This is a genomic window from Rhodococcus gannanensis, from assembly GCF_042681175.1.
Lineage (GTDB): Bacteria > Actinomycetota > Actinomycetes > Mycobacteriales > Mycobacteriaceae > Rhodococcus_G > Rhodococcus_G gannanensis.
Map to the genome: position 1 here is coordinate 111,474 of NZ_JBHUFB010000003.1, position 13,426 is coordinate 124,899.

Here is a 13,426-nt window from a genome sequence, read left to right on the forward strand (position 1 = left end):
TTGCCTGGAGTCCTCCCCTTCCAGGCAAGGACGTCTCGCCGCCGGTGTGCTACTTGAGCGTGCTACCCGCGTCGACGGTGAGCTGAAGCCCGGTGACGTAACGGGATTCGTCGGACGCCAGGAAGAGCACAGCGTTGCTGATGTCCTCGGGTTCGACCCAGCCGACCGGAAGCACGTGCATCAGCTTGGCAACGATCTCCATGTCGGCAGGACCGGGCGATTCCAGGTCCGGCCGGAACATCTTCATCGTTCCCTCGTTCATGAACATCGGTGTGTTGACGTTCGTCGGATGCACCGAGTTGACCCGGATCGAATGCTGGCCGAGCTCGACGGCGAACGCGCGCATGAGTCCGACGACACCGTGCTTGGCTGCGACGTACGAGCCCGCGTTCGGGTAGGCCTTGAGGCCACCGACCGAGCTGGTGAGGATGATCGACCCGCCGTTCCCACCGGAGATCATGTGCGGGACACCGGCCTTCACCGACTTCCACACACCGGAGAGGTTGACGTCGATCATCTCCTGCCAGTCGATCTCCAGGGTCTGGTCGAGGGTGTCGCCGCCGTTGCCGATGCCGGCGTTCGCGACGACGACGTCGAGTCGTCCGAGCTGGGACACGCCTGCGGCGACCGCCTCCGTCACCGCGTCCTGGTCTCGAACGTCGACCTCGGCTGTGACGATCCGGCGTCCGAGGGCCTTGACCTGGTTCTCGGTCTCGGCGAGGTCGTCCGGCGTGGAGGGCGGGATCACCGCACCCTCCCGGATCGGGGCGCAGAGGTCGACCGCGATGATGTCCGCGCCCTCCTGCGCCAGCCGCAGTGCGTGACTGCGGCCCTGCCCGCGCGCCGCACCGGTGATGAATGCAACTTTTCCTTCGAGCCGCCCTGCCATGCCGTCCTTCTCTCCGCTGATGAGGTGATGGAACCGTGCCGCAGTCGGCGCTACCGGGTGAACGTGGGAAGGGTTTCCCAGCCCCGGACCGTCGAGGTGGGGGAGAGCTTGGCGTTCGCAGAGTCCACCTCCCACTCCGGGAACCGCTTGAGGATCTCCTCGAGCGCGATCCGGCCCTCGAGGCGGGCCAGCGCCGAGCCGAGGCAGAAGTGGGTACCGACGCTGAACGTCAGGTGCTGGCGCGCGTCCCGGTGGATGTCGAACGAGTCGGCGTCTGCGCCGAACTGCCGATGGTCGCGGTTGGCCGCGCCGATCAGGAACATCATCACGTTGCCCTCGGGCACGGTCCGGCCGTGCAGTTCCACGTCCCGGGTGACGTACCGGGCCACGTGCGGTGCGGGAGCCTCGTAACGGAGCAGTTCCTCGACGGCCTTCGGGATCAGTGTCGGATCCTCGACCAGCTGACTGCGCTGGTCGGGATGTTCGGCGAGAACCTTTCCGGCCCAGCCGATCAGCCGCGTGGTGGTCTCATTTCCTGCTCCGGAGACCACGTTCACGTAGGTGAGTAGCTCTTCGCGGGTCAGACGCCGCACGGTGCCGGTCTCGTCCTCGAACTCGACGTTGAGGAGTTCGGTCATGATGTCGTCCGATGGGTGGTCGGCCCGCCAGTCGATGTACGCGCCGAAGATGTCGCCGGTGACCATGCCCTCGGAGGCGGCCTTCATCGGCGCGCCCTCCTCGGTGCGCATCTGGTCGTTGGCGTAGTCCCGGATCGCCTCCTGGTCCTCTTCGGGAATTCCGAGCAGGAGTCCGATCGTCCGCATCGGCATCTGCGCACCGATGTCCGCGACGAAGTCGAGCCGGCCGCTCCCGACGTGCGGGTCCAGGCTGCGTTCGCAGAACTCGCGGATCTGGGGTTCGAGCGCCATGATCTTGCGCGGCGTGAACATCCGGGCGAGCAGCTTGCGGTGAATGTCGTGGATCGGGGGATCCTCGAAAATCAGTACACCCGGCGGGATTTCGATGTTCGCCTTGATCAGTTCGAGGATTGCGCCTCGGGCGGAGCTGTAGGTCTTGTGGTCGATCAGCCCCCGGTTGACGTCCTCGTGGCGGCTCACGGCGTAGAAGTCGTGTGCCTCGTTGTAGTACAGGGGTGACTGCTCGCGCAGCTGTCTGAACATCGGGTAGGGGTCGGCATTGAGCTCTACGTCGTACGGGTCGTAATAGACGTCGTTGGCCGCGCTGATCGTCACAGGTACTCGCCTCTCCGGAGCTGTCTCGCTTGCTCGCTGTGCTTGATCGGTCGGAACATCCGTCGCCGGCGATCCGTGTCCCCGTCGACTACTGAAGTATCACCAAGTGCAGATAGCTAATCAAGTGGACTTGTATCTTTTGCCCGCCGAATCGTGCCGCAAGCGTCTGCCTCACGGAAGGTGGGCGTGGATCGAACGTGCTGGTTGGTGACACGCCAGCGCGAGTATGATATAGCGCAGAACTGAGAATGTCATTCTCTTTGCTTGGAGAGTTCGGCCGTTCGTCGGTGAACTCGCCGGGGCGGGCCGGCGTCGGTCGGTTCGCTGTTCGGCGGGATGCCGGCATGGTTCACACGATTGCATGGTCGGCGGCTCGGCCCGGTGTTCGCATTCCGCTGTTCGGGATGGATCGCGGCGGTACTCGGCGCCGACGTCATACTGATGTCGCCGCGCCTTCCCGTGTGGCCGACGGGGCTCTGTGTATCGGCCTCGGGTGTGCTGTTGGAACTCTTTAATTCATTGTGGGACTGGAGTTCTCGATCTTCCGGTGTATTGTTCTCCGCCGAGAGGCCGGTGTCCGGTGGTTGTGTGTGCGGCGCGAACCAGGGGGTGCCTTCTCGTTCCGGCGTATCCACCGACTGATGAATGGCGTGGTGCACCAACAGCATCGGAGCGTCATCGGGTGGTCGTTACGTCCGGCGGTCAACGAAATCGGCGTTGTGCGAACCGTCGTCGCGAGACAGTATCTGAGCAGCCTGGAGGTCGTATGCACCGGAGGTCGATCGAACTCGCTTCTGTCGGTCGGGTGAACGCGTCGACGCGCGCTCGCGCCCTGCGCGATCGACCGCGCCGGCTGAAGGCCCCGTCATGAAGCCGGGCGGCTGGACACCGCCGAGCGTGGGAGACGTGGCGAGCGGCCCGCTCCAGGCGGTCGGTGGACTGTTCGCCATGTCGGCGGACGCCGTCAGGTTCGCATTCCGCAGGCCCTTCCAGACGCGGGAGTTCGTCGAGCAGTCCTGGTTCGTGGCGCGCGTGTCGTTGGTGCCCACCCTGCTGGTGGCCATCCCGTTCACCGTGCTGGTGAGCTTCACCCTCAACGTCCTGCTCAGGGAACTCGGCGCGGCGGACCTGAGCGGTGCGGGCGCCGCATTCGGCGCGGTCACCCAGGTGGGGCCGATGGTGACGGTGCTCATCGTCGCCGGTTCCGGGGCCACGGCGATGTGCGCCGACCTCGGATCCCGCACCATCCGCGAGGAGATCGACGCGATGGAGGTGCTCGGAATCAATCCGGTGCAGCGCCTGGTGACACCCCGCATGCTGGCTTCGGCGCTGGTGGCGATGCTGCTGAACAGCCTCGTCTGCATCATCGGCATCATGGGCGGCTACGTCTTCTCGGTGTTCGTGCAGGACGTCAACCCCGGCGCCTTCGCCGCAGGCATCACCCTGCTGACCGGGATCAACGAGGTCGTCATCTCGTCCGTCAAGGCACTGCTGTTCGGGCTGATCGCGGGACTGGTCGCCTGCTATCGGGGACTGACGGTGTCCGGGGGCGCCAAGTCGGTGGGCAACGCGGTCAACGAGACCGTGGTCTACGCGTTCATGTCCCTGTTCGTCGTCAACGTGGTGGTGACCGCCATCGGCATCCAGATGACCGCCCGATGAAGGGCCAGCCGAGCGTGCGGTTCATGCGACCGATCCGCCGCCTGTCGCGGCCCGTCGACGGTCTAGGCCGCATCGGCGACCACACGATCTTCTACGCCAAGGCACTCGCCGGTGCCCCCCGCGCCGCCCTGCACTACCGCCGCGAGACGATCCGACTGATCGCCGAGACGGGCATGGGCTCCGGGACACTGGCCGTCATCGGCGGAACCGTCGTGATCGTCGGGTTCCTCACCCTGGCAACCGGCGGAACCCTTGCGGTGCAGGGCTACAGCTCGTTGGGCAACATCGGGATCGAGGCGCTCACCGGATTCCTCTCCGCGTTCATCAACGTCCGCATCTCCGCACCTGTCGTCGCGGGGATCGGGCTCGCGGCGACCTTCGGTGCGGGCGCGACGGCGCAGTTGGGTGCGATGCGGATCAACGAGGAGATCGACGCGCTCGAGTCGCTCGGGATCAACCCGGTCTCGTACCTGGTGGGCACGAGGATCGTCGCCGGAATGATCGCGATCACCCCGCTGTACGCGCTGGCCGTCATCGCCTCCTTCGTGGCGAGCCGGCTGACGACCGTGATGCTGCTCGGGCAGTCGGCGGGACTGTACGACCACTACTTCGCGACCTTCCTCAACCCGATCGACCTGCTGTGGTCGTTCGTGCAGGCGATCCTGATGGGATTGACGATCCTGTTGATCCACACCTACTTCGGGTTCTTCGCCACCGGCGGACCGTCCGGGGTCGGCATCGCGGTCGGCAACGCAGTCCGGACCTCGCTCATCGCGATCGTGTCCGTCACGCTGCTCGTCTCGCTCGTCGTGTACGGGTCCAACGGCAACTTCAACCTGTCCGGCTAGGGGGATCGGATGACTCGGAGTGTGCTGCGCCCGCTGGTCGGGCTCGCGTCGATCGCCGTCGCCGTGGTGGTCGTCCTCGCTGCCTGGACCGCGTTCAACGGTGGGTTCGTCGACAGCGTCCGCGTCACGGTGGTGTCGCCGCGTGCCGGCCTGGTCATGTACCCGGACGCGAAGGTGAAGATGCGGGGTGTCACCGTGGGACGGGTCGCGTCCGTCGACACCCGACCGGACGGCCGGGCCGAGCTGCAGCTGGCGATGGATCCCGTTCAGATCGCTCGGATTCCGTCCGACGTCACGGTGAACGTGGCGTCGACGACGGTGTTCGGCGCCAAGTTCGTCGACCTCGTTCCGCCCGCGGCGCCGTCCGGGCAACCGTTGGAAGCCGGGCAGGTCCTGGACGCAGACCGGGTCACCGTCGAGATCAACACGGTGTTCCAACAGCTCACGCAGGTTCTGGAGCAGGTGGAACCGGAGAAGTTGAGCGCCACGCTCGGGGCCATCGCGGCTGCGACCAGTGGGCGGGGCGAGCAATTGGGCAAGACCGTCAGCGATCTGAACGCATTCCTCGGAACGGTGGAACCGGCTCTGCCTGCGCTGCGCAACGACCTGGAACTCGCCCCGACCGTCGCGGGTACCTACGCGGACTCGGCCCAACCCCTGCTCGACACCGCGGGCAACGCCACCCGGACGAGCCAGTCGATCGTGGAGGAGCAGCAGAATCTCGACGCGTTCCTGGTGAGCGTCATCGGTCTGGCCGACGTCGGGAACCAGGTGCTCACCGACAACCGTGACGCGCTGTCCACGACACTCGATCTCCTCGTGCCGACCACGTCGCTGACGAACAGCTACAACGAGGCGCTCACCTGTTCGTTGACGGGTCTGGCGTACCTCGCGGACTCGAAGCCTGTCGACGTGCCCGGCCTCGGCCTGTCGGCGAACTTCCTGTGGGGCACCGAGTCCTACACGTACCCGAAGAACCTGCCCCGGGTCGCGGCGTCCGGCGGGCCGCAGTGCTCGGTCCTGCCGGTGTCCTACGAGGACCCGCCCCCGTTCGTCGTCGCCGACACCGGCGCCAACCCCTTCGCGAGCGGGCGGCAGGGCCTGGAGCTCAACAGCACGAGTCTGCCGCTGGCCCTGTTCGGAACGATCAAGGGGACGCGATGAAGCCGTCACGCAACGGACCGGTGTGGAAGTTCGCCGCGTTCGCCGCCGTCATGGTCGTCCTGACAGGTTTCCTCCTGGTGGTATTCGGACAGTACCGAACCGGTTCCACCACAAGCTATTCGGCGGTCTTCGCGGACTCGTCCGGGCTGAGGTCCGGTGACATCGTCCGGGTCGCGGGCATCAGGGTCGGCACGGTGGAGGGGGTGTCACTGCGCGACGACCACACGGTGGAGGTGGACTTCAACGCAGACCGGGAGATCGTGCTCACCACCGGGACGACCGCCGCGGTGCGGTACCTCAACCTGGTCGGTGACCGATATCTGGAGCTCGCGGAGGGTCCGGGTTCCACCGTCGTCCTCGCAGGCGGTGCGGAGATTCCGGTCGAGCGCACGTCGCCCGCGCTGGACCTCGATCTGCTGCTCGGCGGTTTCAAGCCGGTCATCGAGGGACTGAACCCGCAGTACGTCAACGCGCTGACGTCGTCCCTGCTGCAGATCCTGCAGGGGCAGGAGGGGACCGTCGGATCGCTGCTGTCGCAGACCTCGTCCTTCACGTCGACCCTGGCCGACAACGGTGCCGTGATCGAGCAGCTCATCGACAACCTCCGATCGGTCATGGCCACCCTGTCGGACAGCGGAAGCGAGTTCGAGGCGACGATAGAGAGGCTCGATCAGCTGGTCACCCAGCTGAGCCAGGAGCGTGATCCGATCGGCGCCGCCGTCGACGCACTCGACCGGGGAACGGCGTCCGTTGCCGACCTGCTCACGCAGGCGCGGCCGCCGCTCGCAGGCACGGTCGACCAACTGAACCGGCTCGCACCGTCGATCGACGACGACAAGGCTCGCCTGGATGCCGCGCTCGAGAGGGCGCCCGAGAACTTCCGGAAGCTCGTCCGGCTCGGCGCGTACGGCAACTTCATCCAGTACTACATCTGCGCGATCTCCGTGCGAGTGAATGACGCCTCGGGAGAGGTGGTCGAGTTGCCCTGGATCCAGCAGGAAACCGGGAGGTGCTCCGACTGATGCTCAGGTACCGAGGAACCCATCTCGCCCGCTACGGACTGATCGGCATCGTCCTGGTGACGTGCATCATGCTCGTGGGACTTCAGTTCCAGCGATTCGCGACGATGGCGACGACCGTCCGTTACGACGCGATCTTCGCAGAAGCCGGCGGTCTCTCCGCCGGCGACGAGGTCGTCGTGTCCGGCGTGACCGTCGGATCGGTCGCGAAGGTGTCGCTCGACAACGGCGACGCGCTGGTCGGACTCGACGTCTCCCTGGACGTGAGTCTCGGTTCGGATACCACGGCACACATCAAGACCGGGTCCCTGCTGGGACAGCGGGTGGTGACACTGGTGTCCGACGGCGCGGGTCGGCTGCGGCCGTCGGATGTCATCCCGATCGAGCGAACCTCGTCGCCGTACTCACTGACCGACGCGGTCGGCGACCTCACCACCAACGTCTCGTCGATCGACACCGACGCCGTCAACCAGTCCCTCGACACGTTGTCCGCGACCCTCGACCAGGTGGCGCCGCAGTTGGGCCCCACCTTCGACGGCCTGACGCGGTTGTCGCGATCGATCGACAGTCGCAACGTCGCGCTACGTGAACTGCTGTCGACGACGAGCGACGTGACGGGCATCCTGGCACAGCGGAGCGATCAGGTGAATTCGCTCATCCTGAACGCGAATTCACTGCTGGGCACACTGGTCGACCGCAGGCAGGCCATCGTCGACCTCCTCGCCAACACGACGGCGGTGTCCCAGCAGTTGTCGGGCCTCGTCGCGGACAACGAAGCCGAACTCGGGCCGACGCTGGACCGCATGAACTCGGTGGCGGCGATGCTGGAGGAGAACCGGGACAACATCGCTCGGGCACTTCCCGGGCTCGCGAAGGTCGCGTTGACACAGGGGGAGGCGGTCTCCGGCGGCCCGTTCTACAACGCGTTCGTCGCCAATCTGCTTCCGGGAAGTGTGGTTCAACCCTTCCTGGACCAGGCGTTCGGCGTGACACCCGCACCCGCGGCCGCGGCGCCGCCGTCGGGGGCTCCCCGATGACGGCGCGGAGGATCTTCCGCATCGTCGCCCCGGTCGTCGTGGCCGCGGTGGCCGCCGCGGGACTGATCGTCGGCTACCGGGCACTGTTCCGGCCCACGACCGTCTCGGCTGTCTTCACCTCCACGACGGCGATCTACGCGGGTGACGAGGTGCGGGTCTCCGGCGTGAAGGTGGGCCGGGTCGCGGCCATCGAACCGCAGGGGACGACCGCCACGCTGACGATGGAGATCGATCACGACGTGCGTATCCCGGCCGACGCGCAGGCGATCATCGTCGCGCCGGGACTGGTCTCCGACCGCTACGTCCAGCTGACGCCACCCTACCGGTCGAGTGGTCCGACACTGGACGACGGTGCCGTCATCCCGATCGAACGAACGGCGGTGCCGGTCGAGTGGGACGAGGTGAAAACCCAGCTGACGCGACTGGCGACCGACCTCGGCCCGGACGGCGACCTCTCGAGTAGCTCTGCGGGCCGCTTCGTCGACAGCGCCGCGAACGCGATGGCGGCGAACGGTGAGAAGCTCAGGGAGACACTGTCCGAACTGTCCGGAGTGGGGCGCATCCTCGCGGACGGCAGCGGTGACATCGCAGGCACCATCGCGAACCTGCAGAAATTCGTCACCGTGCTCAAGGACAGCAACGTCGAGATCGTCCAGTTCGAGGACCGCCTCGCCACCCTGTCGAGCGTGCTCGACGACAGCAGATCGGATCTGGACTCCGCCCTGACGAGCCTGTCGGTCGCCGTCGGCGACGTGCAGCGCTTCGTGTCGGCGAACACGGGCAAGACGAGCGAGCAGGTACAGCGGCTCGCGAACGTGACACAGAACCTGGTCGACAACCGGAAGGATCTGGAGCAGTTGCTGCACATCTTCCCGACCAGCCTCGCGAACTTCTACAACATCTACAACCCGGAAACCGGCACCGAGGCGGGTGTTTTCGTGGTGAACAACTTCTCCAATCCGGTGCAGTTCATCTGCGCGAGCATCGCCAGTCTCGAGAACACGACGTCCGCCGAGTCGGCGAGGAAGTGCGCCGACTACCTCGGTCCCGTCCTCAATCTGCTGAACTTCAATTACCTGCCCGTCCCGATCAACCCGGTGAAGGGCCCGTCCGTCGGTCCGGAACATCTGATCTACACGGAGTCCGACCTGATCCCGGCCGTGGTGAGCACGCAGGCGCCGGCGAGGCCGGTGCAGGGCATCCAGGATCTGTTGTTCCCCGCGGGAAGGCCACCGTCATGAGAGCGTCGGATTCGCGGCGAGTGCGACTGGTTCGTCTGCTCGCCGCCGCAGTGTGTGCCCCGTTCGTCGCCACCGGATGCGGGTGGGAGGGGGTGAACTCCCTACCACTGCCGGGTGCCCCGGGCCGTGGTCCCGGCGCCGTCGTGTTCCACGTGGAGATGGCGAACGTCGGGACGATCGAGTCGAATTCGCCGGTGCTGATGGACGACGTCGTCATCGGAAGCGTCGGTGCGATGGAGGTCGACGGCTGGCATGCCAGGGTGGACGTGTCGGTGGAGCCGGGAATCGTGGTGCCCGCCAACGTGGAGGCGACCATCGGCCAGACGAGCCTGCTCGGGTCGAGTCACCTGGCGCTGAACCTGCCCGTCGACGCCGTGCCCGCCGGCGAGCTGGAGTCGGGATCCACCATCCCCCTGTCGAAGACGTCGACCTATCCCTCGACGGAGAAGACCCTCTCGGCGTTGTCGGTCGTCGTCAACGGCGGCGGGCTCGGTCAGATCGGCGACATCATCGAGAGCGTCAACACGGCATTCGAGGGGCGGCAGGACGACTATCGCGAACTGATCACGCGACTCGACGCGTTCGTGGGGACACTCGACCGGCAACGCGACGGGATCGTGGTGGTCATGCGGGATCTCGATCGGCTCGCGGGTACGTTCGCGCAGCAGAACACCGTCGTCACCGACGCGCTCGAGAAGTTCCCGCCCGCACTGGAAGTGCTGTCCCGGGAGCAGCCCAACCTGACGGCAGCCCTGGACCGGTTGCGGGTCTTCAGCGACACCGCGACCGGTGTCGTGACGGATGTGCAGGACGACCTCGTGACGAACCTCCGAAACCTCGAACCCACCCTGCGAGCACTGGCGGACGTCGGGCCCGACATCAACAAGGCGCTCGCGTACGCGACCGTGTATCCGTACGGCCAGAGCGTGATCGACCGGGCCGTCAAGGGCGACTACGTGAACCTGTTCGCCACCGTCGATCTCACGGTGCCGAGGCTGCAGCGGGAGATCCTGCTGGGTACTCCGTGGGGTGACCCGAACGCGGCGATCCAGGCGGCGGTGGGAGATCCGGGCTACGCCACCCAGACGAAGGATCCGCTCGGCGTCGGCGTCACTCCCCAGGGGAACGGTGGACGCTGATGATCCTCACCCGGTTCGTACGCATCCAGCTGGTGATCTTCACGGTGCTGTCGATCGTCGGCGGACTCGTCATGGCGTTCGGCTACATCCAGGTGCAGAACCTCCTCGGTGTCGGCAAGATGACCGTCGCCCTCGAGTTGCCCGCGGCAGGCGGGTTGTACCGATTCGGGAACGTCACCTATCGCGGTGTCGAGGTGGGCAAGGTCCTGGACGTCGAGCTGACGCCGGACGGCGTTCGGGCGATCCTGTCCATCGACGACGGGCAGAAAATTCCCGCCGACCTGGACGCGGAAGTGCGCAGTGTCTCCGCGGTCGGCGAGCAGTACGTGGACCTGCGGCCGCGAACCGACTCCCCGCCCTATCTGCAGGACGGGTCGGTGATCGAGTCCCGCGACGCCACCATTCCGCAACCGGTGGGACCGATGCTGGACAGCCTCAGCGCCCTCGTCGGGACCATCCCCAAGGACGAGCTGAACCAGCTGCTCGACGAGGTGTCCACGGGTCTCGACGGTGCCGATTACGACCTGCAGTCGCTCCTGGACTCGACCTCCACCGTCGCCGCCGCGGCGAACGGGGTCGCGGATTCGACACGCAGCCTCATCGAGGACGCCGAACCCCTCCTCGACTCCCAGGTCCGCAGCGCCGACGCAATCGCGATCTGGACCCGCAGCCTCGCCGGAGTGACGGGCCAGTTGAACACGAACGACCCGCAGATCCGGTCGATCCTCCAGTCCGGGCCCGGTTTCGCGGAGACCACCACCGCACTGCTCGACTCGGTGAAGCTGACCCTGCCGGTGCTGCTGGCGAACCTCACCTCCGTCGGCCAACTCGGTGTCACCTACAACGCGGGTCTCGAACAGATGCTGGTGCTGCTTCCGCCCGCGGTCTCGATGATCCAGACGGTGCAGCCGAAGAACAACGCCGCGGGCCTCGGCCTGGGCACCTTCCGCTTCGGTGGAATCTCCGATCCGCCGGCATGCACCGTCGGATTCCTCCCGCCGTCGGAATGGCGGTCGCCGCAGGACACCGAAACGCTCGACACCCCCGAGGACCTCTACTGCAAGCTGCCGCAGGATTCCCAGGTCGCGGTCCGTGGTGCCCGGAACATCCCGTGCATGAACAACCCCGCCAAGCGCGCCGCGACGGCCGAATTGTGCAACAGCGACCAGGAATTCGTGCCGGTCGCCACCGAGCAGCCGGTCATCGGTCCGTATCCACGAGACCCGAACCTGGAGTCGCAGGGGATCGCACCGGACTCCCGCTACGAGGGCGTCCCGCCGCCGAGTGGGATCCTCGACGAGGCGTCCGGCCAACAGGCGACGAACGGCGGTGTCCAGGTGACACCGAGTTCCTACGGGACCACGCAGATCGCGCCCGCGGTCACCGCCGCCCCCTACGACCCGCAGACCGGTCGCTACGTCGGGCCCGACGGCCAGATGTATCAGAAGACCGACCTGGTGGCGCCGGCGGCGGAAATCGGTTGGCAGGAGATGATTCCGCACTGAGCCAGGGCGAGAAGATCTATTCGCCCACCCTGACGGACAACTGTGCGTCGGCCTGATCGACCGTGACGGTCGGGTCGGCGTCGCGCAATCCGACGAAGGACTGGATCACTCCGTCGTGCGGTGCGAAGGTCACCACCTCGGTGATCCCGCCGGTAGCTGCAGTCGCCGTCCGTTCGGGTGCTGCCTGTGCCGACGCGGTGGCGTCCGCGAGAGTGAAATCGAGTTGCAGGACACAGAGTCCCGTGACGAGCACCTCGTGCCCGTCGCCGTAGGTGAGAGGCTGGGCGACGTACCGCACCGACCACCCGAGTGTCCCGTCGCCGGTGAAGGCGTAGGCGACCCGCTCGCGGCCTCCCTCGATGTCGACCTCGACCTCCTCGAGGCTCTGGCGAGGAGGCGCCTCAGCTGCGCCGGCCTCTGGCAGGAGCGGTGTGGGAGGGGCGGGGAGTTCGCGACCGACCGTGATCGATCCGGACCATGACTCGGTGGCCCGGCATCGAACCGGGGACGAATCCTGCTCCCGATGCGTGGACACCGACCCGTCCGGAGAGCAGGCGAGCAGCGCCCCGGCGAGCATGAGCAGTTGTAGTGTCCGGTTGCTGCGCCGACGCACGCCTGTCGACACTGTCATGCGAACTCGACCGACAACGCATACGACACGACACCGAACCCGAGTGGCACGCCACCACCCCTGTTCAGCAGCGCCGCACCCTCGTCGCTGACCTCGTGCCAGCCCGATTCGGCCGATGGAGGCCGAATCATTCGCCGTAACAAAGACGCTCGTTCGATCACCCGCAGACGGCCAGACGGCAGGGTGTGGACCTCCATCCACAGATATCGGTCCCACACCAGACACTTGTGGGCCTACGCGCCGGTGCGCCTGCTGCGCCTCGCGCGCAGGATGAGAGCCGCCACTGTGGACACGGCGACGACGGCCAGTGCGGTGAGGGCGAGTCGTTGCCACACGGGCATTCCGTTTTCGTCGATTCCTACGGAGTGGCCGGCCGTGTCCGGTGGCCGAGGTTGTCCGTACACGGTGGTCGCTGCGTCGCGCGTACGGGTGTTGGTCGACTCGGTCGTCGCGGAGCAGGACTCGACCGACCAGGGTGCACCCTTGGTGTCATAGCGGGACACGAAGACGAGATACTCGGCGCCGAGGGTGAAGCTACGCCCGCAGGATGCGTCATGAATGCTCGACGACACCACCGTGGTGGGGCCGATGTCGCCGGCGAAGACCTCACGAACCGCGAACTCGTAGTACGCGGTGCCGCCGTCGGTGCGCGTGGTCGTCGGTGTACCGGTGAACGATGCGGCGGCGCGTCCGACCTGCTCGACGATCTGCGGGCCGTTCTGCACGTAGGCGCAGGAACAGGCCTGCGCGGCAGGTGCCTTGGCCAGCGGCAGCGTTCCGGCGACTCCCACGATCAGGAGAAACGACAGGAACCATCGCACGACCGATCCTCCCTTCGTCGTCCCCTTCGCCGGTCGGGTCTCATCTGTGAGGGTGTCATCGACCCGGGTTCGTCGGCGGCGATGACGTCACACTCTCAGCGTTCCCTCACAGTGACTAGTAGGACTTTGTTAGGTCTGCCACAGCTGGTGTGGGAGCTCGAGTTTCGGAGTGGTTCTCGAGACGATGACCGGGTGGATGCTGCAGCCCTGTCCGAGG

13 protein-coding genes are annotated in these 13,426 nt (G+C 66.5%); 8 read left to right on the forward strand and 5 right to left on the reverse strand.

Annotated features, from left to right (window positions below; all coding sequences use genetic code 11):
• Positions 1-49 precede the first annotated feature (49 nt).
• Together ACFSJG_RS02510 and ACFSJG_RS02515 are read right to left on the reverse strand one after the other, a co-directional pair.
• The gene (locus ACFSJG_RS02510) at positions 50-889 is read right to left on the reverse strand and encodes a mycofactocin-coupled SDR family oxidoreductase (RefSeq protein WP_378483632.1); all 840 of its coding nucleotides are present in this window, start codon (positions 887-889) and stop codon (positions 50-52) included.
• 50 nt (positions 890-939) lie between these two features.
• Positions 940-2,142, reverse strand: a complete 1,203-nt coding sequence (locus tag ACFSJG_RS02515; RefSeq protein WP_378483633.1) for a cytochrome P450 — start codon at positions 2,140-2,142, stop codon at positions 940-942.
• A gap of 867 nt (positions 2,143-3,009) precedes the next feature.
• Here ACFSJG_RS02515 and ACFSJG_RS02520 point away from each other — a divergent pair.
• From ACFSJG_RS02520 to ACFSJG_RS02555, 8 genes are read left to right on the forward strand one after another with little or no spacing between them, the layout of a single operon-like run.
• Positions 3,010-3,804 (forward strand): MlaE family ABC transporter permease, encoded by a 795-nt coding sequence (locus tag ACFSJG_RS02520; RefSeq protein ID WP_378483634.1) that lies wholly within the window; start codon positions 3,010-3,012, stop codon positions 3,802-3,804.
• Between the two features lie 23 nt (positions 3,805-3,827).
• Positions 3,828-4,652, forward strand: coding sequence for an MlaE family ABC transporter permease (locus ACFSJG_RS02525; RefSeq protein ID WP_378483635.1), 825 nt, complete (start codon positions 3,828-3,830; stop codon positions 4,650-4,652).
• A 9-nt stretch (positions 4,653-4,661) separates the two neighbouring features.
• Positions 4,662-5,816 carry an MCE family protein gene (locus ACFSJG_RS02530; protein ID WP_378483636.1) on the forward strand — a complete coding sequence of 385 codons (1,155 nt, stop codon included), beginning with the start codon at positions 4,662-4,664 and terminating at the stop codon, positions 5,814-5,816.
• Positions 5,813-6,838, forward strand: coding sequence for an MCE family protein (locus ACFSJG_RS02535; protein ID WP_378483637.1), 1,026 nt, complete (start codon positions 5,813-5,815; stop codon positions 6,836-6,838). Before ACFSJG_RS02530 ends, ACFSJG_RS02535 begins: the two co-directional genes overlap by 4 nt.
• A complete protein-coding gene (locus ACFSJG_RS02540) occupies positions 6,838-7,872 on the forward strand; it encodes an MCE family protein (RefSeq protein WP_378483638.1) in 1,035 nt (344 codons plus the stop codon). The genes ACFSJG_RS02535 and ACFSJG_RS02540 overlap by 1 nt, the downstream gene beginning before the upstream one ends.
• The gene (locus tag ACFSJG_RS02545; protein WP_378483639.1) at positions 7,869-9,113 is read left to right on the forward strand and encodes an MCE family protein; all 1,245 of its coding nucleotides are present in this window, start codon (positions 7,869-7,871) and stop codon (positions 9,111-9,113) included. Before ACFSJG_RS02540 ends, ACFSJG_RS02545 begins: the two co-directional genes overlap by 4 nt.
• Positions 9,110-10,252, forward strand: coding sequence for an MCE family protein (locus ACFSJG_RS02550; protein WP_378483640.1), 1,143 nt, complete (start codon positions 9,110-9,112; stop codon positions 10,250-10,252). Before ACFSJG_RS02545 ends, ACFSJG_RS02550 begins: the two co-directional genes overlap by 4 nt.
• Positions 10,252-11,757, forward strand: coding sequence for an MCE family protein (locus ACFSJG_RS02555; RefSeq protein ID WP_378483641.1), 1,506 nt, complete (start codon positions 10,252-10,254; stop codon positions 11,755-11,757). Before ACFSJG_RS02550 ends, ACFSJG_RS02555 begins: the two co-directional genes overlap by 1 nt.
• A gap of 16 nt (positions 11,758-11,773) precedes the next feature.
• Here the strand turns inward: ACFSJG_RS02555 and ACFSJG_RS02560 are convergent, their stop codons facing one another.
• From ACFSJG_RS02560 to ACFSJG_RS02570, 3 genes are all read right to left on the reverse strand, one after another.
• Positions 11,774-12,388: an AMIN-like domain-containing (lipo)protein gene (locus ACFSJG_RS02560; RefSeq protein WP_378483642.1), complete on the reverse strand. Its 615-nt coding sequence runs from the start codon at positions 12,386-12,388 to the stop codon at positions 11,774-11,776.
• A complete protein-coding gene (locus ACFSJG_RS02565) occupies positions 12,385-12,519 on the reverse strand; it encodes a hypothetical protein (protein WP_378483643.1) in 135 nt (44 codons plus the stop codon). The genes ACFSJG_RS02560 and ACFSJG_RS02565 overlap by 4 nt, the downstream gene beginning before the upstream one ends.
• A gap of 102 nt (positions 12,520-12,621) precedes the next feature.
• The gene (locus ACFSJG_RS02570; RefSeq protein WP_378483644.1) at positions 12,622-13,209 is read right to left on the reverse strand and encodes a hypothetical protein; all 588 of its coding nucleotides are present in this window, start codon (positions 13,207-13,209) and stop codon (positions 12,622-12,624) included.
• Positions 13,210-13,426: the final 217 nt, after the last annotated feature.

Bases quoted from the DNA above. Each gene is read 5' to 3' on its own strand.
- ACFSJG_RS02510 (WP_378483632.1), bottom strand. From the start codon at position 889: ATGGCAGGGCGGCTCGAAGGAAAAGTTGCATTCATCACCGGTGCGGCG.
- ACFSJG_RS02520 (WP_378483634.1), top strand. From the start codon at position 3,010: ATGAAGCCGGGCGGCTGGACACCGCCGAGCGTGGGAGACGTGGCGAGC.
- ACFSJG_RS02525 (WP_378483635.1), top strand. From the start codon at position 3,828: ATGCGACCGATCCGCCGCCTGTCGCGGCCCGTCGACGGTCTAGGCCGC.
- ACFSJG_RS02530 (WP_378483636.1), top strand. From the start codon at position 4,662: ATGACTCGGAGTGTGCTGCGCCCGCTGGTCGGGCTCGCGTCGATCGCC.
- ACFSJG_RS02535 (WP_378483637.1), top strand. From the start codon at position 5,813: ATGAAGCCGTCACGCAACGGACCGGTGTGGAAGTTCGCCGCGTTCGCC.
- ACFSJG_RS02540 (WP_378483638.1), top strand. From the start codon at position 6,838: ATGCTCAGGTACCGAGGAACCCATCTCGCCCGCTACGGACTGATCGGC.
- ACFSJG_RS02545 (WP_378483639.1), top strand. From the start codon at position 7,869: ATGACGGCGCGGAGGATCTTCCGCATCGTCGCCCCGGTCGTCGTGGCC.
- ACFSJG_RS02550 (WP_378483640.1), top strand. From the start codon at position 9,110: ATGAGAGCGTCGGATTCGCGGCGAGTGCGACTGGTTCGTCTGCTCGCC.
- ACFSJG_RS02555 (WP_378483641.1), top strand. From the start codon at position 10,252: ATGATCCTCACCCGGTTCGTACGCATCCAGCTGGTGATCTTCACGGTG.
- ACFSJG_RS02560 (WP_378483642.1), bottom strand. From the start codon at position 12,388: ATGACAGTGTCGACAGGCGTGCGTCGGCGCAGCAACCGGACACTACAA.
- ACFSJG_RS02565 (WP_378483643.1), bottom strand. From the start codon at position 12,519: ATGATTCGGCCTCCATCGGCCGAATCGGGCTGGCACGAGGTCAGCGAC.